Below are 23088 nucleotides of genomic sequence, written 5' to 3' on the forward strand. Positions count from 1 at the left end.
ATAATTGATATTGCTCATCCTGAAGGGTATAGCTAAGTGAGAAGGTTATTCAAATTTTCTGAATATTGTTGGGTAAGGTGGTTTATATGAGTTGTTGTAATCAGCCAGGACTGATATCTGTAGATGAGGCTGTAAATATGCTGTTAGCGGCTGTGGATACTCTTACAGATTATGAGACAGTTCCGTTGTTAAATGCGATCAATCAGTACCTCGCTCAACCAGTATATGCGCAAATGGATAGCCCTGCGTGGGATAATTCAGCAATGGATGGTTATGCCATTAACTTCAAAAGCTTCCACCAAGATCAGCCATTTACGTTAGTAGGGAAAGCTTTTGCAGGCCATCCTTATAAAAGTACTGTTGAACATGGACAGTGTGTACGAATTATGACGGGTGCGCCGATACCTGGTGGCACGGATACTGTGGTCATGCAGGAAAAGGCCCAGGAAGTCAGTCCTGGTAAAATCACTTTTTCAGGTACAGTAACACAAGGTGATCATATCAGAGTCCAAGGTGAGGATATTAAACAAGGCAAGTTATTATTTCCAGTAAAGCACAAATGTTCAGCAACTAATATTGGTTTCATGGCTGCTCAGGGTATACCAAAAGTTAGCGTGTACCGAAAATTAAAGGTTGGATTAATTTCTACGGGTGATGAGTTAAAACCTTTAGGGGCAACACTTAACATGGGTGATATTTATGATAGTAATCGCTACATGTTACTTGCGTTATTAGCAAAAATCGGCTGTGATGTACATGATTTTGGTATTGTTGCAGATGATCCTCGATTATTAAGAGAGACCTTAATTGAAGCGAGGGAAATGTGTGATGTTATTATAACCTCTGGAGGGGTTTCTGTCGGAGAAGCTGATTATATTAAGGATATTATTAGTGAATTGGGCGAGTTACACCTTTGGAAGGTGGCAATAAAGCCTGGAAAACCTTTCGCATATGGTAAGTTGTCACAAACATTATTTTTAGGATTACCTGGTAATCCAGTGTCAGCTTTAGTTACGTTTTATAAATTAGCATTACCGGCAATTACTAAAATGCAGGGTGGAGATTACCAACCACCAATGCACTTATCTGCAAATATCACCCATGATTTACGTAAGCGACCAGGGCGAGCCGAATATATACGTGCTTGCTATACAACCAATAACAAGGGGGAGTTAATGGTAACATCCACAGGTTTGCAGGGTAGTGGAATTATGTCCTCATTAACTGACGCTAACTGTTTTATAGTTTTAGATGATGTTCAAGGAAGTGTGAGCTCTGGTGAGCAAGTGAAGGTTGAACTTTTCCAACCTCCTTTGTTGTGACACGGGTTATTCTTGATATAAGAAAAAATTTGTCATACTTCTTGAAGAGATTTCTTAGCATTATTATGACAAATTAACTTTTTACTTCAATGGTAATTCGAATACTTTTTACTGGTTTAATGCCGCCTGGGGGATAAAGCTGAAAGAGCACTTGACCTTCTCCAGGCTTAATTGCCTCAAATTGCCACACAACACTTCCAGGTACGCCTACTGCCAATACACTTGGATGTAAGACAATACGTTTGACAAGCTTATAAATACCCGAATTGTCGGCGACACACTTCCACGAATAGCCTGTTGATCCACCGTTGTTATCAACGATAAACCATGCTAGCTCGCCACCGACACTAAGGCTATTGATAAAGTTTTCTTTTAGTAGTATACCTGATCCTTCTTTCATGATGTGGTATCCCTGCTCTTATCCGATAGTAGTTATTTAAAGTGTAGCAGAAGATTATGGGAGGATTTAAAAAGCATAATAGGTTATTAATATCTATAGATACGATGTTACAACATACACTTTCTTAGAGCATATCCAAAGTGAATTATACTTTAAATATAAGCGCGTTTGTGAGTTTTATTTTTGATCATCGCTTGAAATCGCTCGTTAATAGTATTGCTAATTGACTTTATTTCAAACTGACTCAGTTCTGTGACTGCGGTAGGATCAAACCTATGTAAGTGTAAATAAGGTGAGTTTGCTTTAAACTCTTTTAGGTCACCATTGAGTAGTATTGGTAAAAAGGGTGTGTTAAATCGACGTAGATACAATCTGTTCAGAAAAATAGATGCACTATCAAGTTCAATATGTTGTATTTTTTTAGTTTTTGCTTGTGTTAGACAGATAATTAACCCTTTTCTTTGGAATACTTCACCAGGAAATAATAAAATTCCTGTGGATTTTATAGCCTCCTCGTTTACACGGTTAAAGGTATCATGGAATGCAAAAGGATTGGGTAGGACAATTAAGCCACTATTATGATCTCTAGGTAGAATAACTTCAAAGTTGCTGTATATTTTTTCAACTGTAGGACTATATACACAAAAAGAAGATGATACAGATTGAAAAAAATGAATAGCTTTGCTTTTATTCGTTATAGATGATATATCCCAGAATAAGTCCGGGTTTTCTTGGGAATTATTTAATAATGATGAGTCATTCATTGTCTGAATTTTTACAAAGACCTAATGCTACTAATGGAAAATTTTGAATGATTTTTATACATAATTTTAAGTTGTGAGCGTATAACTATCTCTATACTTTGATTTCTCAATTAATATTTAATAATCCTAGCTACCCAGTATTGCATGGGTTACTGATGTTACATGCAGTCCTCGCGTACACTAATATTGCACTCTTGTGCTATTTATTTTGCTGAACTGTAGCATTGTACATTAATTAATAGATTTAACTAGGATTTTTTGTGGAGCATGTGTTCTAAATGGATGTACGTGTTGATTTGAGGTATGAGTATAGGGTAAGCACTATGGAAAGGCCATTTGAGAAAGGATATAGAAAGGTGTGTTTCACAGCGACTTATTCGTTACAGAGTGGGTGTATAGGCTATACTAAAAAGAACAGTGTTATCGATAAAGTAACAAGCTAATTAAGGAAAAAGATATAAATTATAACAGTATTATAAATGCCTCAAGTTGTATCATTGTTTGTTATCTTTAACGTTTATCTTAATAAAAGTTTAAGTGTTGATACTCAGACAACTGTATTTAAGCTTATGGTTCAAACGGAAAAAATAGTTACTTTTAAAAAGCCTCCTCTTCCTCTCAATGAAGACGAGCGTATTAATGACTTAAAATTACTTAATATTCTAGATACGTCTTCTGAAGAACGTTTTGATCGTATTACCGAGTTGATGGCGGATGTGCTTGATGTTCCTATTGCATTGGTCTCACTGGTTGACACTCACCGGCAATGGTTTAAGTCAACATGTGGGCTCCAGGCTACTGAAACATCACGTGATATTTCATTTTGTGGACATGCTATTTTAGAATCAGAAATTCTTGTTGTTGAAGATGCTCATAAAGATAGTCGTTTTGCTAATAATCCTCTTGTTGTGGGTGAACCCTATATTCGTTTTTATGCGGGTGTTGTTTTACGAGGGCCTATGGGGCATCCCGTTGGTTCATGTTGTATTATTGATAGAAAACCAAGAGCACTAACAGGTCGCCAGCGAAATCATTTATTAATTTTTTCTGATCTGGTAGAAAGTGAGCTATTACATAACTACAATGTTTTTCAATTAAAAGAACAAACTATTTCAAACGCATTTTATGACCCTGTAACAGGACTTTCTAATCAACAGTTGTTTATAGACAGGTTTCAACAAACACTACTCAATAGTGACTTTTTCTCTAATATTGTTATTTGTATTATAAATATATGTCGATTTTCACATTTAATAAATGCTTGGGGAAGAAAGTGCGGTGATCAGGTTTTACAAGATGTTGCAATTCGACTGAAAAGTGAATTAAAGAAAGAGTTTACTGTGGCACATTTGGAAGGAGATAAATTTGCTATCTTAGGATTTACACGTAGAGCTAAAAACGCGGTTAATACAACCAATATTAAGTATGCACTTCCTTCAAAATTATGCTCAATATTTCAAAAAAGTTTTTGTGTCAATGGCGTTGATTTGTACTTAAAAGTGAGAGTGGGTGTGTCAGAGTATCCTGGTGATGGTAAAGATGCGTTGACTTTACTTGAAAATGCAAGGATGTGCTCAAAATCAAGTAATATGGACAGTGATCTTTGTGTTGTTTACTTTTCAAATGAGTCATCTCAGCTTATAAGTCGCCAGTTTATTTTAGAACAACATTTACAGAAAGGAATTCAAAATAATAACTTTTATTTAGTTTATCAACCCATCGTTTGTATAAATTCAGGAGAGATTATTGGCTTTGAAACATTGCTACGTTTTTGTGATTCTGTATTAGGAGATGTATCGCCATCAGAATTTATTCCTGTGGCAGAGCAAACAGGTTTAATTTCGCTCATTGGAGAATGGGTTCTGAAAACAGTTTGCAAGCATATTTGTCAGTGGAAAACTATTTCCAGTACTTTCAGTAAGCCTATTACGGTCAATCTTTCTGGTGTACAGCTGGTTGATAAAGATTTTGTTGCTACTTTGTTGGGGGTACTTGAAGAATTTGGTGTGGGTTGTGATGCTGTCCAGTTTGAAGTTACCGAAAGTTGTATTTTAAAGGATTTTGATGCTGCGCTTAACAATATGAATTTACTGTCAGATTTAGGATTTAAATTTTTAATTGATGATTTTGGAACGGGTTACTCTTCATTAAGTTATTTACAACGAATGCCAATTTATAAAGTTAAACTAGATCGTAGTTTTATCATCAATATTGACCAGGAAAAAACTGACTGCATGCTGGTACACAATATAATAAATCTAAGTCATGATATTGGTTTGGCTGTAGTGGCTGAAGGGGTTGAAAATAATGAACAGCTTAGTATTTTAAGGGACTTAGGTTGTGATCAGGTACAGTGCTTTTTAATTAGTAAGCCATTGCCTTATCATATCGTTTCCAAGCGAGTGAAGGATGCTGATTTCTACTTTAAATCACTGTATTCATAAGTTATCCATGCCTAGAGTCATAATAAAATTGTTTGATAACGCTAACTAAATTGGGCAATTATTCTTCCATTTTCAGTTATTTTTTCTCGTTCGTCCCAAATTTTCTTGGTTTCAAGAACATGGGGAAGAATGTTAAAAAACACTTCTACTAAACGCGCGTCAAGGTGGTTGTCTGCCATTTCTTCCATTGTTTTTAGTGTACGTTCTAAAGGCCAGGGTTCTTTATAAGGACGACGCATTGTTAAGGCATCAAAAACATCAGCAATGGCAACAATGCGTGCAGACTCAGGAATACATTCGTTAGCGAGTCCATTAGGATAACCACTACCATCCCAACGTTCATGGTGATTTAAGGCAATTTCTGCAGCAAGTTGGAAGACTGGGGCCTGACTTTGATTAAGAATATTAAAGCCAATCAGGGAGTGCTTTTTCATAACCAACCATTCGTCACTCGTAAGCTTTCCTGGTTTTTGTAAAATTGCATCAGGAATACCAATTTTTCCTGTATCATGCATTGGGGCTGCTAGCTCTAATAGTTTGGCGTCTTCTTCATTCCAGCCGACTTCTTCTGCTATAAGCCGTGTGTAGGCAGCCATCCGCCAAATGTGAACACCGGTATCAGTATCGTTAAAGTGGCCTGCTTCCCCTAACATATGAATAGCTGACCGATGACTTGCCTCCAAAGCAGATACTTGTACCAAGGATAAGTGAGTACGTACTCTTGCTCGTAAAATGGGCGGTGATATTGGCTTAGAAATATAGTCAACACCACCGACATCAAAGCCTGTTTGCTCATCAATTTCCTGATTTAATGAGGTGACAAAAATAATCGGAATATCAGCACTACTAGGCGAGCTTTTTAAATGTTGGGCTACTTCAAAGCCATTCATTCCGGGCATTTCAACATCCAAGAGCACGAGGGATGGGTGATGTTTATCGACGGCTTCAATACCTTCTGCCCCATTGCGTGCAAAAACAAGTTTATAGCTGCCCTGCAGAATTTCGCGAACGAGCGCAAGATTACAAGGTTCATCATCAATGCATAGAATGGGTTTTCTGTTCATGTTTTACCGTCCTTGATTCCAGTAAGGTGCGAATCAGTATTTCGGCTCCACGGAAGTCGAACATTTCAATGCAGGTTACTAGTTTGGACTGAAATTCTTTGGGTAATTTCCCTTCAAGTTTATGCAAAAGTGGCTCAATAATCTCAAGATCATCTGTATTTAACGCTTCTAAAAGTTGATGACAATACATTTTAATTTCTTCAGTCTCTACGGTTAAAGGTACAGCCTGTTGTTGACCACTCACATCGTGAACTTGAGAGGAAAGATAGTTTTGAATGATAGAAAGGGTTTTTTGCATTGTCGCCTGTAGGGCTTGAGCTAAACTCTCATTGTTTTGTGGGCTATTTTGTTGAGGGTCTTGCAGTGCATGCTCTAAAGCATCTGCTTCATTGGCTGCACGGAATAATGAAAGGGTGCCCGCAGCACCTTTTAACTTATGCACAATGGCCTTAGCCTGTTCTGTATCACCTTGATGGAGAGCACTGTTTACTTGTATGGCATCATCACTATGACTACGGATGAATACATTTAACTGCTTATGGTAAGACGCAATTTTTCGCCATTTTCGTTTACCATCTTCAATATCGATTAATGGCTTTTCATTAATCTCGTTGGATTCTGGCGAATGTTCAAGGTGAGGCTTTTGATCAATATGGGGCGTTTGAATATCTGGTTGATTGGGGCTGTTGTCTTCTTGTGTTTTGTTATTGCTTGAGGAGGGAATTTCAAGTTTTTTACCACACAACTGTAGTGTAACATTAACAAGTTCGTTGATTTCAAAAGGCTTGGATACGAACTCATTGATACCTGCCTTAAAGGCTTCATCCTGTTGTTTTTTAAATGCGCCAGCTGTCAATGCAATAACTGGTAGGTGGTGAAGTGATGGCGTTGAGCGAATTTTTCGGGTTGCTTCGTAACCGTCCATCACAGGCATTTGCATATCCATCAAAACAACATCAAATGATGTCTTTTCAGTTTCCAGTATTTTTAATGCATGTAGCCCATTTTCAGCGACATCAACAATTGCACCTTCTCCAGTCAGAATATCTTCAGCTACATCACGGTTTATTTCACTGTCATCAACAACAAGAATATGTATGTCCTTCAAACGTTGTGTTGGTAGTCGGTTCTTCTGTGTTTTTGTGGGTAAGCGATGATTTTTAGCATCTAAAACAGCATTATACAGGCAAGAACTGGTGACAGGTTTCGTCAGTATACCATCAACCAGATAATGTTCTGGCCGCTCAATTAGTTGTTGGCGGTCATAAGCTGTCACCATAATAATGATGGGTGATTTCCAGCCTGGAAATGTTTCTTTAATTTTTGCGGCGGCTGCAAGGCCATCGACTCCAGGCATTCGCCAGTCGAGCAGTAAAATATCATAAGGCGGTTGATGAATATTATTGACCGCTTCAATGGCTTTACTGCCTGAATTAACTGTCACTGCACTCCAGCCTAAACTCGCGGCAGTATCGGAAAGTAACATCCGCGCTGTATTATTGTCATCAGCAATTAAAATTCGTTGATGTAACATTTCTGGCACAGAACTATAAGATGGATCACTACAGCCAAAAGACAGTGTAAAGAAAAATTCACTGCCTTTACCTAATGTACTATTTAAATGTAACTGACCTCCCATTAACTTAACTAAATGTCGACTAATGGTTAGTCCCAAGCCAGACCCGCCAAAGTTTCTTGTGGTAGAGGCATCGACTTGGGTAAATGACTCAAAAATTTGCTTTTGCTTGTGTTTAGGAATACCAATACCCGTGTCTTTGATTGAAAAACGAAGATGTACACTGTTGTTGAATGGATCATCTCTGTTGACACGTGTGATGCCCACCACGACCTCACCTTTTTCGGTAAACTTGATAGCATTACTGGCTAAGTTAATCAGTACTTGCCCAAGCCGTAATGGGTCCCCTTTTAAAAACTCGGAGCCTTCTGGTGCAGGTGCTACCACAACTTCAACAGGCTTCTGACCAACTGCAGACGACATAATATTGGCTAAGTTGTCGAGTACTTCAGTGAGTTGAAAAGGTATATTTTCAATTTCAAGTCGACTCGCTTCTATTTTTGAAAAGTCTAAAATATCGTTGATAATGCCCAGTAAGGCCCGTCCAGAACTATGTATTTTTCGTACCATCGCAATGGCCGATGGAGATAAGTTTTCTTGTTTTTCAAGTAGGTAGGCTATGCCAAGAATAGCATTCATGGGCGTTCTTATTTCGTGGCTCATATTGGATAAAAAATCTGATTTGGCCTGATTGGCTTGTTCAGCCGTACTCATAGCAGTTTGAAGTTCATCGGCGCGCTTAGCCATTTCTTCTGCATAGGTATGCTCCGTTTTTCGCTGTAATTCCAGTGCCTTGGCGGCTTTCTTCAAGGCAATTGCCTCTGTTTGTTGTAAGCGAGTAAGTTTCAGTGTTCCCATAAATAAAATGGTGAGTAGCAGCATGGTTACAGCAATGGTCTGTGAAGCTTTTAATTCAAGCTGAGGTAAGTATTGTCTATGAGGTGTGAAATGAATTAAGTACCAGGAATACTTGAATTTATGAAGCTGAAGTGGGGTTGGTTCGAGTTGAGCTTTACTATTATGTTTACTGACTTGAATAGTATGAAGGGGATACACCGATTGATATACCCAATACCCTTTAGATGTTTCAAATACAGCACGTTCATTAGTTGATATATTAGCCCAAGCGTCAGGATAACGATGGGCTACACTTAACTCTGGCTTTTCGAACATAAATCCCCACTCATCCTTATGGGTAGGTCCAAGTAACCAATGCCCTTTATTATTGGTTAGCCAAAGGTGATTTCTATTAACAATACGGAGCTGTTCCAACATGTCCGTACTGTTGAAATTAAGCACAATAATGCCACGTCTTTCATTGTTTTCGTTAATTAATGGCGTGGCTATACGAATGGTTGGTTTTCGTGGTAATTCGACTTTTCCTTGTTCAATATTAAGATCAAGGATAGAAATATAAATTTCATCTTTTTTAAGTTTATGTGTTTCAGTGAAATAATAGCGATTAGCTTTATTTTGTAATTGTTGCGTTGATACTGCATATGGATTACCACCATTGTAGTTAATTCGTACTTGTTCCATACCCTCTTCATCAAGCCAACGGATTTGGTCATACACTTGCTTTACAGCAGAAAAACTGATCCATTGCTGCTTAATATTTTTAAGCGACAGCTGTGTTTTATTATTAAGTAAGTTATTTAACTCTTTTTCATTTGCTAAGAACAATAAATCGTCAGTGATTAAATCGAAATATCGGGAAATGGTGGACCGACCAGCATCAACACTTGCTTGACTGGTAAGACGAAGTTGACCGTAAATTTGTTCTGCTTGAACTTGATAGAAAAAATAGGCAATTCCTAAAAGCAGGAAGGAAACAGGTAAAAATAAAATTAAAAAATGTTTGACAAAAAAATGGCGTGTTTGGGTCATATATCCACTACCATATTGTTATTTAATACCCGTTATTGATATGGGTATAGATTAAATTTGTTAATAAGACACTTGATCATTTTTACCTGAAAGTGAATTTTTGGATAAACACATTTTGAAAACATGGTTTATTGAATACTATTATAGTGTAATTTTAGATATCATTCTTAAAAACTAACTCAGCATTCTATGCTCATAACGAAGGGCTATGAGGTTAGCGTTGGTGTTTTACTTGCGCTGGTATTTGCACTTTCTGTTAGATATTCACTTACAGTGCTGATTGTCTGGTTTAGGGTGGAACATAATGTCTGTACTTTTTTATGATCAACACGTTTACTGGGTTCCACTTCTTTTCTAAAAGTAATTTCTAAGGCTCGAGCGTCTTGCGCAACACGGGTGAGTGATAAGTTATTGGCAACATTTTGTAATGTATGAGTAATTATTTTTGCAGATTCAATGTTATTGTGTCTTAAGGCATCACAGATTTTTTGTACATCCTTGTTGTGATCAGTTGTGAAGTTTTTTAACTGAACATAAAACTTGTCAAGTTCACTCCACTTTTCTGTTGCATCATCAATGTCAAGCAAGGGAATATTGTTTGACTTATTGGTTTTTTGAACACAGTATTCCTCAATAAAAGGAATATCATTTTCACTTAATTTAGTAAGGCTGCGCGTAACATAGACTAATTCATTGTGATCAAATGGCTTTGGAATACATTGATTAACACCAGCCATAAATACTTTTGAATGTTGGTGTTTAATGCCGTCTGCAGAAATAGCAACGATAGGTATTGAGGCGATAGTGGGGTCAGATCTTATTTGTTGTATCGCCTCATAGCCATCAATGATTGGCATTTGTAAATCCATAAAAACAATATCATATTGGTCTGGGTGTGCACGCAAAATTGATAATGCATCTGCACCATTTTCAGCCAGTGCAACATGAGCACCTTCTTCAAGGAGTATTTCTCGGGCCATTGTACGGTTGATTTCACTATCATCTGCGACAAGAACCTGAATACCCTTTAACCGCTGTATGGGTATTTTTTCAGCTTTATACTGGGCAGTGCGGCGTGTCTGAGCCTCAAGCACTACATTATATAAACTGGACGCGGTGATAGGTTTTGTCAAAACATGGTCAAAAAGTGTAGATTGAGCGTTGTCATACAGGGATTTTCGCTCATAAGCGCTGGCCATTAAGATAATCTGGAAAGACATATGAGCGAATATGTCATTTACTTTTGTAGCAAAAGTCAGCCCATCCATGCCAGGCATTTGCCAGTCGATTAATAAAATATCAAATGGTTTGTCATTACATTGACTTACTAACTTTAACGCTTCTTCGCCTGAAGAGGATGAGTGGGCAGTCCAGCCCAGACTCTCAACACTTTCGGTGATTAATGCACGAGCTGAAGCATTGTCATCAATCACTAAGACATGTTGGTGAAATGCGGGGTAAGCTTGGTTGAGGGCTGGGTTACTTGACTCAAAAGGAATAACGAAAAAAAACTCGCTGCCTTTTCCTACCTCACTTTTTACGCCAATTTCTCCGCCCATCATTTCTATCAAGTGCCGGCTAATTGTTAAACCTAATCCGGTACCTCCGTATATGCGTGTTTGTGAGGAATTGGCTTGTGTAAATGAGTTAAATATTTGTTGCTGTTTTTCTTGAGGGATACCTATTCCGGTATCAATAACAGAAAAGCGTAATAAAATAGGTGCAGTAACTGGCTCGTTATTCACAGGAGAAACATTGACAATGACTTCTCCTTTTTCGGTAAATTTAATGGCATTACTAACAAGATTACTAAGGATTTGTCCAAGACGGAGTGGGTCTCCTATTAGGTGCTCAGCATGGGGTGGTGGTGGAGCAATGGCTACTTCGATTGGTTTTTGACCCACAGTTGTAGCCATAATGCTGGCCAGGTTATCAAGCACTTCAGACAGTTGAAAGGGCACGCTTTCAACTTCCAGTTTGTTTGCTTCAATCTTTGAAAAATCGAGAATATCATTGATTATGCCCATTAAAGACTGACCTGCACTGTAAATACGTTGTACCATGCTTTGAGCGGAAGAAGATAAATCTTCCTGCTTTTCCAATAAGTAAGTGAGGCCTAGAATTGCATTTAAAGGGGTGCGTATTTCGTGTCCCATATTGGAAAGAAAATTGGTTTTTGATTGATTTGCTCGTTCTGCGCTGTCTTTAGCGACTTGTAATTCATAAGCATGCTTGGCTATTTCTATTACATGCGCTTGTTCTGCTTTTCGTTTGGCATTATTGGAATGTGCCACTTGATATAATGCATGTGTTTTTGTTCGTTGTACTAATGAATAACGCCATGTGACGGCTAATAAAACCAAAAACAGTAAAAGTGTTGAAGTCATAAACTGAATTTGGATTTCTTTTAGCAGGGGCCAATACTCACTCGCAGGAGTAAAGTGAATTAACTTCCAGGGGTTATGAGGAAGAGGGTTGGTCTGTTGCGAAGTCTCTTGGCTATGATGAGGTGCTAAGCTTTGAGTTGATAATGGATTAACGGTTAAGAATGTCCAAAAACCATATTCAGTCTCAAGGCTGCCTATTTCGTGATTAACAATATAGGTCCAGGCTTTTGGAAAACGGTTTGCCATCGTCAGATCAGTATGGTCAAACATAAAGCCCCATTCATCAGGTTTACTGGGACCTAATAACCAGTAGCCATCAGCATTCGTCAGCCAGATATAGTTACTGCTTATTGAGCGCAGTAAGGTAAGCATATCCCCGCTCGCATAGTTAAGTATCACAATACCGCGCCGGTTGTTATTACGATCAAAAACAGGTGTGCTTACACGCAGTGTTGGCTTATGTGGTTCTTCAATACGGTGATGTTCAATATTTAAATCAAGTGCTGAAAGAAAAGTGTCACCACGTGATAATTTGTTTGTCTCAGAGAAATAGTAGCTATCAGCTTTATTTTGTAGCTGTTTTATAGGAACAAAGGTGGGTTGACCATCATTGCTATTATTGACGCGAATTCGCTCCATCCCATGTTCGTCGATCCAGCGTACTTGATCATAAATGGCTTTAGAGCGAATAAAATTGATCCACTCACTGTGGATGTTATGTAAGGTTTCTGGTTTTGGGTTGTTAATATACTCGTTAAGTTCTGACTCATGAGAGAGAAAAATGACATCGCTTGTGATCAAGTCAAGACTTCTTAATACGGTAGTATTGCCTGCTCTGACTACGTTTTGGCCAGTAAGTGCCAACCTATTATAAATACGCTCATTTTCAAGTTCATAACCTAAATAGGTCAGAGCAGCAATTAAAATAGCTACTGGCAAGAAAATGATTGCCAGATACTTTGCAAAAAAATGCCTTTTTGATTTCATCATAAATGAGTTTGTGCAGGATATCCTTTTCTCACAGTAGTATAGTTATATTTTATTAAAAATGGTTTCTACTTTTTCAGGTAAATACTATTACTTGTATTATTATGAAGCTTAAGTGACTAGTTGTTTATCGTTTTTATATTTGTTCTTGTTGTGGTTTTTAAAGGAATTATGCGTAAAAGTCTCACCAGAGACGTTGTGTACCCATCATTGATATTATTTTTCAATTGATAGGCTAATAAGGAAACTTCAAGTAATGTAGCCAAACAAACAATGATGGCAAACCAGGCAGGGGCTGCATTTAAATACATCATGAAAAATGCGCCTGCCATTAGCGTTAAGTTGGCAATAAGTGCTGATCGCCCAATGATCACTGTTGAGCTTTGAACCATATGCAAACCTTGAAAGAAGTTTTGTAAGGACATAAGTAATGGTAGCAAGCTGCAGACAAGTAAAATATCCTGAATACCTATGAGTAGCTTATTCTGACTGCCAGCATAATAGAGAAGGAATTTATGACCCCAGGGGGTTGTAGCGAGTACAAATAAAAGTAAACTAAAGCTACAGCCAATACTTATCGAAAATAGGCAAAGAGTTGTTTTTTTGATGTGGCTTATGTTACGTATGACAAGTTGTTGCAACATTCTTACACCATTGCTGATACTGATGACTAATGCCCAACCAGCAGCCCAAATGGCAACATTTAAAGTACTTGTCATCGCGATTAATAGAGGCAGTAATAAACGAGCGCCCCATAGTGAAATCATTGATTGTGCTAACGGCCAGTAATAACGACTCATTGCCATTAAATTGTCAGGTAAAGGTGAAGCGTTATGATCCTCCTGTAGTGTAATTTTGTTGATTTTATTGCGGATAAATAACAGCTCACTCACCGCACCAGTCAATAAAGCGGCTGCTGCAATCCATGCGCCTTGGTCGGTAAAAAAGGCCATTGTAAATGCTGTAATCGTTAATAGAAAGCACCGTAGTAGTGAACCTTTGGCAATAATATGAGTAAACCCTGCACGTATAATTTGACCTTGCCAGTATCGACGTAGACTAATAACCAGTGGCCAAGGACAGAGTAATAACACGAGTAATGAAGCGGTTTGCCAAAGGGTGCTATCAACTTGGAAGAACACGGAAAGGGCTGGAAAACAACCAATGAGTATCATTCCTATCATTAGGCTAATACTCAGGATTAAAGTAAATTGAAACAGAAGGTTGCGTGCTTTTGCCTGATGAGCCATGGCATTAGCTGTAGGTAAAATGGGAATAATAGGACTTTCAAAAAAAACAGCGATGCTTTTACCTAATGCGAATGCCGCAAGATAATGTGTACTATTAGGTAAACTTGCCAATACAAATATAATAATAGGGTCACCCAGCGCCATGACGATATCGCTGGTGGCCATAGGTATAAATTGTTTAAGTAAATAGCATGATGAGCCATTAACCTTGCTCATAAATAACTCCTTAATAGCCCCTTCACATGCTTTACTAATGTGAAGGGAGCCGGTATCCATAATCGAAGTAATGCTTTTAAGCGTTATCGTGGTTGTTTTATTATGTTTGTTGCTGTGTTAGAAAAGATGTAGTGGGTAAATACGATTTAATACGTTCTTTTGGGGGCGCATAGATAGGATGTAGTTGTTGCTGAATAGCAGCGTTAAGTGCGTGCTGTTCTAGTAAGGGAAGGTTATTTTTTTGTAACCATTGTGGGTTGAAAACAGTATCTAAATAACGATCTCCTCGATCAGGATTAATCAGCACCATAGACACATCGTGTGACTGTTGCTGTAAATAAGCAAGACCAGCACTGACGATAGCGCCTGTTGATGCACCTAATAATAATCCTTCCATTCGCGCTAAATAGTGACACATTGAAAAAGCAATTTGGTCTGTGACGTTATAACCATAGTCTAAAAAATCATAACTAAATTCAGGTGGTACAAATGACAACCCTAGACCAGTCATTTTATAGGGATGACGGGGCATACCGAGTACACCTGAACCTGCTACATCAACACAAATAATATCAGTATGAGGGGAGTGTTGACGAAAATGGCGAGCTATTCCTGCCAATTGCCCAGCAGTACTGACACCTAATACAATCGCATCAGGCATTGGATTAAACGCAGCTGAAATTTCCTGAGCGGTGTATACTTGATGTGCAGTAGGATTATTAGGATTAAGGTGTTGGCAGGGATAAAATGAGTTACTCATTTGTTGAGATAATTCTTTGGCTTTAGCCATGCGAGCCTTTTGCATTGAACCTGCGGCATCTGCTTGGTTCAAGGGAACTTCCACCAATTGTGCGCCATACGCGCTTAGCATTTTTAACACGGGTGGTGGTGTTTTGGCATCAATAACAATGATGACATGATAACCCTTTGCCGCGCCAATACTGGCGAGTGCTAAACCAAAATTCCCTGAACTTGATTCAATAATGGTGCCTCCAGGTTTAAGTAAGCCTTCTTTTTCCGCTTGATTAATGAGGTATGCAGCATTTTTGTCTTTGATACTGCCAGAAGGATTACACGATTCAAGTTTCATAAAAACGCGATGCTTTTTACAAAGAGGGTGAATACGATTCAGTTGAACAAACGGTACATGACCTATAGCGTGATCAACAGATTTGGCAATAAAACTATTGGATATTATTGTTGATGCGTTGTCAGATGCTAAAGATAACATTTTATTCCCTTTAATATTATCTAGACCCATAGAATTGGGTGTATGTAAAAATTATGGTTGAGTAAAGCCTTCAAAAATCATTTTTAGGTGCAGCTAAAAAAGGAGTCACATGCTCTACAGGTTTAAAGAGGAAGCACGTAGACTTCTTCGGCAATAAGGAACCCGTTAATGCTGTGTTATACATGGCAGAAACGCTAGGAGGCTTTATTTTTATACGAAGTTGATTGGTTGAATTTATGTTATGGTGTTGGGCATTATTTTCTATTAAGTCTTCACTGGCGATACCATCAAAGCCGTCATATGTTTTTAATGCGTTTAGAATATGCGTATATTGAAGGCATGAATCGCTAAATTGTTTGCCATTCTCATTATTTTTTATCCTGAAACTAGCGTGCAGACCATTAAACAGAATTTGGTAATCTTCGTGTATTTGGGTACAGCTAATTAAACCAGATTGTTTTAGGTGAAGAAGGAATGCAAACCAGCAGAATTGTTGGTTCATGGAAGCAACCAGATCGAAACTTTTAACCAGCGCTTGGGTAGTATGCGTAATAAACACGGGAAGTGGTTGAGATACACCTTGGTTATGAAATAACTGTTTTTGTGCCGCAAAACGGTGATGCCCATCTGCAATCATAAAGTGCTCAATACTATTAAGGCAAGACATGAGCTGTCTGGTGTACGCTGTGTTGTTAATTTTTATAAAAGCGTGCGTTAAACCGTTAATAGAAACAGAATAAGTAGGTGGGTATTGATCAAACCAGGCAGACAAGCGGTTAAATGGAAAGAGTTTACTTTGTGTTACCAAGTAGCATGGCGAATTAATGGCTTCATATGTCATGGTCCGCTCAATTTCTTTGACATGATACTCGTCTGTTCTTTCATGTGGAACAATTTTAGATTTCACATGAGAATGTGACTGATTGTAATAACAGCTAATACCAATACTGGAATGAAAACTATTTTTTACATGACCTGAAATACGATAAAGCAATAGATGTGACATCGTAAAGTTGCTTTTGAGTATTGTTTTAGCACTAATGCTTTTTTTCTGAGATGTTTGATGAAGTAACATGATTTTTCCTCTTAAAGTAAATCTTTTGCTAATAGTTAACCTGTTTATGTGCAGGTATTTTTTTAGACAAAATGATCTCGCCCATACCAGTAGAGGCATAGGGTAATGTATTTCTTAATGTTACTGTTTGAACGGTATTCTCGTGGCAATTATTAATGTTATTAGACTTTTTTTAGTGAGTCTGAAAAAAAGCACCATAACTACTTGAAAAATATAAAGTAGATTTTTAGCAAAACAGATAATGCTTTTTAATTTATCATAATGCTGCAATTTATTTTTCTGAAATTGCTAAGGATGATAAATTGCGGATAGCAGTCTGTTTTTTTTAGACATCACTGTTTATCTGTTGACATTGCCAACGAGCTTAAACATGGAAGATGATAGGTGGGCGAAAGGGTAATGTATAATAACCTGTTATGAGGAGAGCGGGTTGAGATGCACAATAAAGATTCGTATTACAGATAATAGAAATACCTTTATACTTGGTTAAGGGGGAACAATTTCCATAGCAGCCATGACAGTCGTCACTGCTCGTTTCATGTTCTTCAATAATATGATCAATTTGTGAGTGTATACTATGAATATGGTTTTCAGTTGAAATTAACTGAAAACTATTGTTAAAAGAGTTTGTATTCCCTCTATGAAGTTTACTCTCCATAATATGAAGCGCAAGCAGCGTCAGAGTAAGTAACAGTAATTGAACTGTGAGCTTCATAGCAACGCCTGTAATCCATTACACATGATTGCTTTATCCAATAAAACCGTTGTTAGCCTCTGTTGAACGCAGATGCTATACATTGGGGCGTCCACAGCGATGAAACGATAAGTATTATATCCATTAAGTGTATATGACATAGCAAACAGTTTGTAGTTCAACTTTTTCAATTTATTTATGAAAAGAAAATTTGACTACATTTTTACTGTATAAATAGCACGTAGATAAGTTTACCTTGTATACTAAACCACTAAAATTATTTTTTCTACACATTTTTATGGTGAAATTAGGTTTAGGATAAATTAAATAAACTTTAAAAAGCCGTGTAAAACAAGGTCTAAGTAACTGATGGTGTAAAAAAATCGTTTTTTGGGTTTTAAAGCTACAAGAAATGAAATGTTTTACCTCTTGAGAAAGAGGTAAAATCCTACAAAAAATTTATAACTTATAAGTGCTGGATAATAGACTTACAACGGGAAGGTCTATTTTTTTATCTGCTGTGTTTCGATGACAGTGCAGATAAGCTCACCATCTGATAACCGAGCAGTTATTTGGTCGCCAGGAATAACCTCTTGTGTTGTACGTATAATATGTTGGTCTTTTTTAATAATGGCATAGCCTCGCTCAAGTGTGGCAAGAGGACTAAGGGTTTGAAGGCGTTGTACGAGGTTAACTAATTTTTGTTGGTAATTTGGTAGTAAATGTTGAATTGTTTTGCTTAAACTTTGTTGTTGGTGAGTTAAACGTTGCTGTAATAAACGGATTTGTTGCTGTGGCGATTGTTGAAGCGTGCGAGCCTGTTGAGTGTGTAATTGATTTTGTTTTTGGAGAAAGTGATGTCGTATCGCCTGTCGCAAGCGTAACTCTATATCATCCAGTCGCTGTTGTTGATCTTGTATACGCTGTCCAGGGTGTCGCATGCGTTTTTGAAGCCAGTGTAAACGTTCCTGATGGCGTTGTAGCTGTGTTGCAATAATGTCATGAAGTAGTTGCTGATAGCCTTGGAAATTGGCCATTAATTCTGTTTGATCTAAGCTTAACAATTCGGCTGCAGCTGATGGTGTTGGAGCCCGTAAATCAGCAACCAGGTCTGCAATGGTTATGTCGATTTCATGGCCAACAGCACTTATAACAGGGAGTTTGCTATCGTAAATGGCATAAGCGAGCTGCTCATCATTAAATGCCCATAGGTCTTCAAGCGAGCCACCGCCACGAGTGAGAAGAATGGCCTGCCAGTTACCAATACCACTATTGGCAAGCTCCAGCGCATGAATTAATTGTGCAGGTGCTTCTTTACCCTGAACAGCACTGGGAATAATCGTGACCTCAAGTGCTGGAAAACGTCGCTTGAGTACAGTGAGTACATCGCGAATAGCAGCACCTGTAGGTGAGGTAATAATAGCAATATGTTGCAATGCTGAAGGGATAGGGCGTTTGTTTTCGGTAGCAAATAAGCCTGCTGCAGCCAGTTTTAATTTTAGTTGCTCAAAGGCTCGTCTTAAGGCGCCATCCCCAGCTTCTTCCATAAAATCGACCACTAATTGGTAGTCACCGCGTCCTTCATAAATACCTACTTTTCCGCGTACCAATACTTGTGTCCCGTCTTCAGGGATAAACCCCAGCAGCTGGTTTCGACCTCGAAACATGGCACAGCGAACTTGGGCCTGGCTATCTTTAAGGGTGAAGTACCAATGGCCAGAGCTGGGAATTGCCAGGTTGGAAATCTCACCTTCAACCCAGACTTGTGCAAAGCTGACTTCAAGTAAGCGCCTGACCCTTTGGTTAAGCGCCGAAACAGATAAAATATCGCGTGTTTCAGTCTCTTGGGTTGCAGCTATACTCAAAACGGCAGTTCCTTATTTGAAAATATGAGTGTGTTAAATAGGGACACAAAGTTGATTGATTAATCAATGTTTTTTTAACTGCATCTTTAAGTTGTTGTCAGAGCGGATGATTTTACCGCAGGATACAATAAAAATCATGATGAACCCTCGTTTTGTGTTGTGAGGTTTTATAGCGGACGTTATAATAAATGAATTTTATCTTCCCACCAGCAATTCGGTAATTTAGGTATGTTGCGCATAGCTCAAGAAGCTCTCACCTTCGATGATGTTCTATTACTTCCTGGTTATTCTGAAGTTCTGCCCAAAGATGTTTTACTATCGACTAAGCTCACTCGGGAAATCGCGCTCAATATTCCACTACTGTCTTCTGCCATGGATACGGTTACTGAATCACGTTTGGCTATTGCTATGGCACAAGAAGGTGGCTTAGGTATTATTCATAAAAATATGACCATAGAGCAACAGGCTAGCGAAGTAAGGGCGGTTAAAAAATACGAAAGTGGTGTTGTAAAAGACCCCATTACTATTAATGCGGATGCAACCGTTGAGTCTTTAATACGCATTACTCGCCAAAATAAAATTTCTGGCGTGCCCGTTATGGAAAATGGCGAATTAGTGGGCATCGTTACCAGTCGAGATGTTCGTTTTGAAACCAATGCACAGAAAAAAGTTGCGGAGGTTATGACCCCTAAAAGTAAGCTTGTAACAGTACAAGAAGGTGCAACACCTGAAGAGGTAAGAACGCTATTGCATCAACACCGGATTGAAAAAGTATTGGTGGTTGATGAGCAGTTTAAGTTGGTCGGTATGATGACCGTTAAAGATATTCAAAAAGCACAAGATTATCCTCGTGCATGTAAGGACCAGCAGGGGCAGTTACGGGTTGGGGCTGCTGTTGGTACAGGTGCTGAAACGGAGGAGCGAGTTGCTGCTCTGGTTGCTGCAGGTGTTGATGTGGTTGTGGTTGATACGGCTCATGGACACTCAAAAGGTGTTATTGATCGTGTTCGTTGGGTAAAAGAAAACTTTCCTCATGTGCAAGTGATTGGCGGTAATATTGCGACGGCAGCAGCAGCCACTGCGTTAGCTGACGCGGGAGCAGACGCGGTAAAAGTGGGGATTGGGCCTGGCTCTATTTGTACAACCCGTATTGTGACAGGTATAGGTGTACCGCAAATTACTGCGATTGCAGAAGTGGTTGCTGCATTAAAAGGAACAGGGGTGCCGGTGATTGCTGATGGAGGCATTCGCTTTTCTGGCGATTTGGCTAAAGCCATTGCAGCAGGTGCCCATGTCGTGATGATGGGAAGTATGTTTGCGGGTACAGAAGAAGCACCTGGTGAAGTAGAACTTTACCAAGGGCGGAGTTATAAAGCTTATCGAGGTATGGGTTCATTAGGTGCCATGGCACAATCAACAGGCTCTAGCGACCGCTATTTTCAGGATGCAGAGTCTGGTATAGAAAAGCTGGTGCCAGAGGGCATTGAAGGACGGGTACCTTATAAAGGGCCTATTTCAGCTATTATTCACCAGCTCATGGGAGGCTTACGTGCTTCTATGGGGTATACCGGTAGCCCAGACATTGAAACCATGCGTACTCAACCAGAATTCGTCAGAGTGACTGCCGCAGGCATGAAAGAAAGTCATGTGCATGATGTGAGTATTACTAAAGAAGCGCCCAATTACCGAGTGGGCTAAAACATACTCAAACACGGGGCTGAAATTCAGCCCCGTTTGCTATTTACCTTTTAAAACTAAAATGTGTTAAGCAGGCTAGTGGCTACCATATTGAAGATGGGGTCATAGTAAGTACACAACGTGATGTGAAAAAGGCGTATAGCAAAAAAATTAGTATTTTATTTAGTTACAGTAGAGAACACCTATGTCAATGGATATCCATGCTCAACGTATTCTTATTTTGGATTTTGGCTCTCAGTACACGCAACTCATCGCACGACGGGTTCGGGAAATCGGAGTGTATTGTGAGATTTATCCTTATGATGTTGATGCGACTGAAATTCAGGCATTTACCCCTAAAGCGATTATTCTAGCCGGTGGTCCTGAGTCAGTTACGGGTGATGACACACCTCGTGCACCACAAATTGTTTTTGATCTTGGCGTGCCGCTGTTGGGTATTTGTTATGGTATGCAAACCATGGCAGAGCAGTTTGGTGGTCAGGTAAGCACTTCGGATCATCGAGAGTTTGGTTATGCTGAGGTGAATTTAGCAGACAGCTGTCGGTTATTCGAAGGTATTGAAGATCATGTTAAAGAAGACGGCACCTTATCACTGGATGTCTGGATGAGTCATGGTGACAAAGTGACTGCATTGCCAGAAGGTTTTACTGTGGTTGCCACTACAGATAGTTGCCCAATTGCAGCCATGGCTAATGATGAAAAAGCATACTATGGTGTGCAGTTTCACCCAGAAGTTACCCACACTAAGCAGGGTAAGCGTATTCTTGAGCGGTTCGTGCGCAGCATTGCTGACTGTGATGCGCTTTGGACATATTCAAATATTGTTGACGATGCGATTGCGCGTATCCGTGAGCAAGTGGGTAACAATAAAGTGCTGTTAGGGCTTTCTGGGGGAGTGGATTCCTCTGTTGTCGCAGCATTATTACACAAAGCCATTGGTGATCAGTTAACCTGTGTATTTGTTGATAATGGTTTATTGCGTCTGCATGAAGGTGATCAAGTAATGGCCATGTTTGCTGAAAACATGGGGATAAAAGTGATTCGAGCTAATGCGGAGCAATTATTTTTATCCAAACTGGCAGGAGTAGCTGACCCAGAGCAAAAACGGAAAGTGATTGGCAATACATTTATTGAAGTATTTGATCAGGAAGCAACTAAATTAACCAATGTTAAGTTTCTGGCACAAGGTACTATTTACCCAGATGTTATTGAATCTGCTGGTGCTAAAACAGGTAAAGCGCATGTGATTAAGTCTCACCATAATGTGGGTGGGTTACCTGAAGATATGCAATTTGAGCTGGTTGAGCCATTGCGTGAACTCTTTAAAGATGAGGTCCGCCAGCTAGGGTTAGAGCTCGGTTTACCTTATGACATGGTATATCGTCACCCATTTCCTGGGCCAGGTCTTGGGGTGAGAATACTGGGGGAAGTGAAAAAAGAATATGCAGATTTACTGCGAAAAGCTGATGCTATTTTTATTGAGGAATTACATAAAGCCGATTTATACCACAAAGTCAGTCAAGCATTTGCGGTATTTTTACCTGTAAAATCAGTCGGGGTTGTGGGTGATGGACGGCGTTATGAGTATGTTATTGCACTGCGCGCAGTTGAAACCATTGACTTTATGACAGCCCGTTGGGCGCATTTACCTTATGAGTTTTTGGAGCGGGTTTCAAACCGAATTATTAATCAAATCAGCGGTGTTTCACGAGTGACTTACGATATTTCCAGCAAACCACCAGCAACGATTGAGTGGGAGTAATTGTTGTTTACCAAACATCATCATTGTTAATAATGTATTTATTTACCTCTAGTAAATAAATACTCCACATAAGTAGTACTCGTCAGGCCAGCCATAGTGCTGGCCTGTTGTGTTTTTGTCACTCTATTTTTTATGGGACATAACGAATCAATTTTTGACTTGAATCTACTATGATGAGTGTCATCAAGTTTGTGCTCAACATTGTTATACTAATGTTGTTTTGTATACTTTTCTTAATAACAAACTTCGCTTTTGCTTACTTTGTATTACCTTAGTCTTTTATGAATGATTGATAGTGTTCTTTGGCGGAGGCTGAGGAAGTGCAGGTTTTTGTTATTATTTAATGGTGTTTGTTATAGAAAAAATTAATCAATTATATTTAGATAATTAGTTTTATTGTTCATTCGCTATCAATTAAACTGAATATATCCTCTAGCAATAACCTTGCAAGAAAACAGCTTTAAGG

Annotated in this window: 14 protein-coding genes; 4 read left to right on the forward strand and 10 right to left on the reverse strand. The window is 38.8% G+C overall.

Annotated features, from left to right (window positions below; genetic code table 11):
- Positions 1-86 precede the first annotated feature (86 nt).
- Positions 87-1322 carry a molybdopterin molybdotransferase MoeA gene (gene moeA, locus ACQ96U_RS03005; RefSeq protein WP_431719747.1) on the forward strand — a complete coding sequence of 412 codons (1236 nt, stop codon included), beginning with the start codon at positions 87-89 and terminating at the stop codon, positions 1320-1322.
- A 73-nt stretch (positions 1323-1395) separates the two neighbouring features.
- Here the strand turns inward: moeA and ACQ96U_RS03010 are convergent, their stop codons facing one another.
- On the reverse strand, positions 1396-1722 hold the full coding sequence (locus ACQ96U_RS03010; protein ID WP_431719748.1) for a protease inhibitor I42 family protein: 327 nt from the start codon (positions 1720-1722) through the stop codon (positions 1396-1398).
- Between the two features lie 152 nt (positions 1723-1874).
- Positions 1875-2486 carry a hypothetical protein gene (locus tag ACQ96U_RS03015; RefSeq protein ID WP_431719749.1) on the reverse strand — a complete coding sequence of 204 codons (612 nt, stop codon included), beginning with the start codon at positions 2484-2486 and terminating at the stop codon, positions 1875-1877.
- 479 nt (positions 2487-2965) lie between these two features.
- Between ACQ96U_RS03015 and ACQ96U_RS03020 the strand changes: the two genes are divergently transcribed.
- Complete coding sequence (locus ACQ96U_RS03020) at positions 2966-4930, forward strand: sensor domain-containing phosphodiesterase (protein WP_431719750.1); 1965 nt, start codon at positions 2966-2968, stop codon at positions 4928-4930.
- Positions 4931-4971: 41 nt separating this feature from the next.
- Here ACQ96U_RS03020 and ACQ96U_RS03025 read toward each other — a convergent pair whose 3' ends face one another.
- The 8 genes from ACQ96U_RS03025 to xseA form a co-directional block, all read right to left on the reverse strand.
- Positions 4972-5994 carry a response regulator gene (locus ACQ96U_RS03025; protein ID WP_431719751.1) on the reverse strand — a complete coding sequence of 341 codons (1023 nt, stop codon included), beginning with the start codon at positions 5992-5994 and terminating at the stop codon, positions 4972-4974.
- Entirely contained in the window at positions 5966-9457 is a 3492-nt protein-coding gene (locus tag ACQ96U_RS03030) for a response regulator (RefSeq protein WP_431719752.1), read from the reverse strand. The genes ACQ96U_RS03025 and ACQ96U_RS03030 overlap by 29 nt, the downstream gene beginning before the upstream one ends.
- Positions 9458-9663: 206 nt before the next feature.
- On the reverse strand, positions 9664-12834 hold the full coding sequence (locus ACQ96U_RS03035) for a response regulator (RefSeq protein ID WP_431719753.1): 3171 nt from the start codon (positions 12832-12834) through the stop codon (positions 9664-9666).
- Positions 12835-12950: 116 nt separating this feature from the next.
- Positions 12951-14297: a hypothetical protein gene (locus ACQ96U_RS03040; RefSeq protein WP_431719754.1), complete on the reverse strand. Its 1347-nt coding sequence runs from the start codon at positions 14295-14297 to the stop codon at positions 12951-12953.
- Positions 14298-14397: 100 nt separating this feature from the next.
- Entirely contained in the window at positions 14398-15528 is a 1131-nt protein-coding gene (locus ACQ96U_RS03045; protein ID WP_431719755.1) for a cysteine synthase family protein, read from the reverse strand.
- Positions 15529-15598: 70 nt separating this feature from the next.
- Positions 15599-16603, reverse strand: coding sequence for a DUF1015 family protein (locus ACQ96U_RS03050; protein ID WP_431719756.1), 1005 nt, complete (start codon positions 16601-16603; stop codon positions 15599-15601).
- 364 nt (positions 16604-16967) lie between these two features.
- On the reverse strand, positions 16968-17318 hold the full coding sequence (locus ACQ96U_RS03055) for a hypothetical protein (protein WP_431719757.1): 351 nt from the start codon (positions 17316-17318) through the stop codon (positions 16968-16970).
- Positions 17319-17800: 482 nt separating this feature from the next.
- A complete protein-coding gene (gene xseA, locus ACQ96U_RS03060; protein ID WP_431719758.1) occupies positions 17801-19162 on the reverse strand; it encodes an exodeoxyribonuclease VII large subunit in 1362 nt (453 codons plus the stop codon).
- A gap of 228 nt (positions 19163-19390) precedes the next feature.
- Here xseA and guaB point away from each other — a divergent pair, with 228 nt between their 5' ends.
- Together guaB and guaA are read left to right on the forward strand one after the other, a co-directional pair.
- Positions 19391-20860, forward strand: coding sequence for an IMP dehydrogenase (guaB, locus tag ACQ96U_RS03065; RefSeq protein ID WP_431719759.1), 1470 nt, complete (start codon positions 19391-19393; stop codon positions 20858-20860).
- A gap of 184 nt (positions 20861-21044) precedes the next feature.
- Entirely contained in the window at positions 21045-22622 is a 1578-nt protein-coding gene (gene guaA, locus ACQ96U_RS03070) for a glutamine-hydrolyzing GMP synthase (RefSeq protein WP_431719760.1), read from the forward strand.
- The last annotated feature ends 466 nt before the right edge of the window (positions 22623-23088 follow it).

The organism is Zooshikella sp. RANM57 (assembly GCF_050749885.1).
Lineage (GTDB): Bacteria > Pseudomonadota > Gammaproteobacteria > Pseudomonadales > Zooshikellaceae > Zooshikella.

Coding starts and splice junctions, on each gene's coding strand:
- moeA (WP_431719747.1), top strand. CDS start 87: ATGAGTTGTTGTAATCAGCCAGGACTGATATCTGTAGATGAGGCTGTA.
- ACQ96U_RS03010 (WP_431719748.1), bottom strand. CDS start 1,722: ATGAAAGAAGGATCAGGTATACTACTAAAAGAAAACTTTATCAATAGC.
- ACQ96U_RS03015 (WP_431719749.1), bottom strand. CDS start 2,486: ATGAATGACTCATCATTATTAAATAATTCCCAAGAAAACCCGGACTTA.
- ACQ96U_RS03020 (WP_431719750.1), top strand. CDS start 2,966: ATGCCTCAAGTTGTATCATTGTTTGTTATCTTTAACGTTTATCTTAAT.
- ACQ96U_RS03025 (WP_431719751.1), bottom strand. CDS start 5,994: ATGAACAGAAAACCCATTCTATGCATTGATGATGAACCTTGTAATCTT.
- ACQ96U_RS03030 (WP_431719752.1), bottom strand. CDS start 9,457: ATGACCCAAACACGCCATTTTTTTGTCAAACATTTTTTAATTTTATTT.
- ACQ96U_RS03035 (WP_431719753.1), bottom strand. CDS start 12,834: ATGATGAAATCAAAAAGGCATTTTTTTGCAAAGTATCTGGCAATCATT.
- ACQ96U_RS03040 (WP_431719754.1), bottom strand. CDS start 14,297: ATGAGCAAGGTTAATGGCTCATCATGCTATTTACTTAAACAATTTATA.
- ACQ96U_RS03045 (WP_431719755.1), bottom strand. CDS start 15,528: ATGTTATCTTTAGCATCTGACAACGCATCAACAATAATATCCAATAGT.
- ACQ96U_RS03050 (WP_431719756.1), bottom strand. CDS start 16,603: ATGTTACTTCATCAAACATCTCAGAAAAAAAGCATTAGTGCTAAAACA.
- ACQ96U_RS03055 (WP_431719757.1), bottom strand. CDS start 17,318: ATGAAGCTCACAGTTCAATTACTGTTACTTACTCTGACGCTGCTTGCG.
- guaB (WP_431719759.1), top strand. CDS start 19,391: ATGTTGCGCATAGCTCAAGAAGCTCTCACCTTCGATGATGTTCTATTA.
- guaA (WP_431719760.1), top strand. CDS start 21,045: ATGTCAATGGATATCCATGCTCAACGTATTCTTATTTTGGATTTTGGC.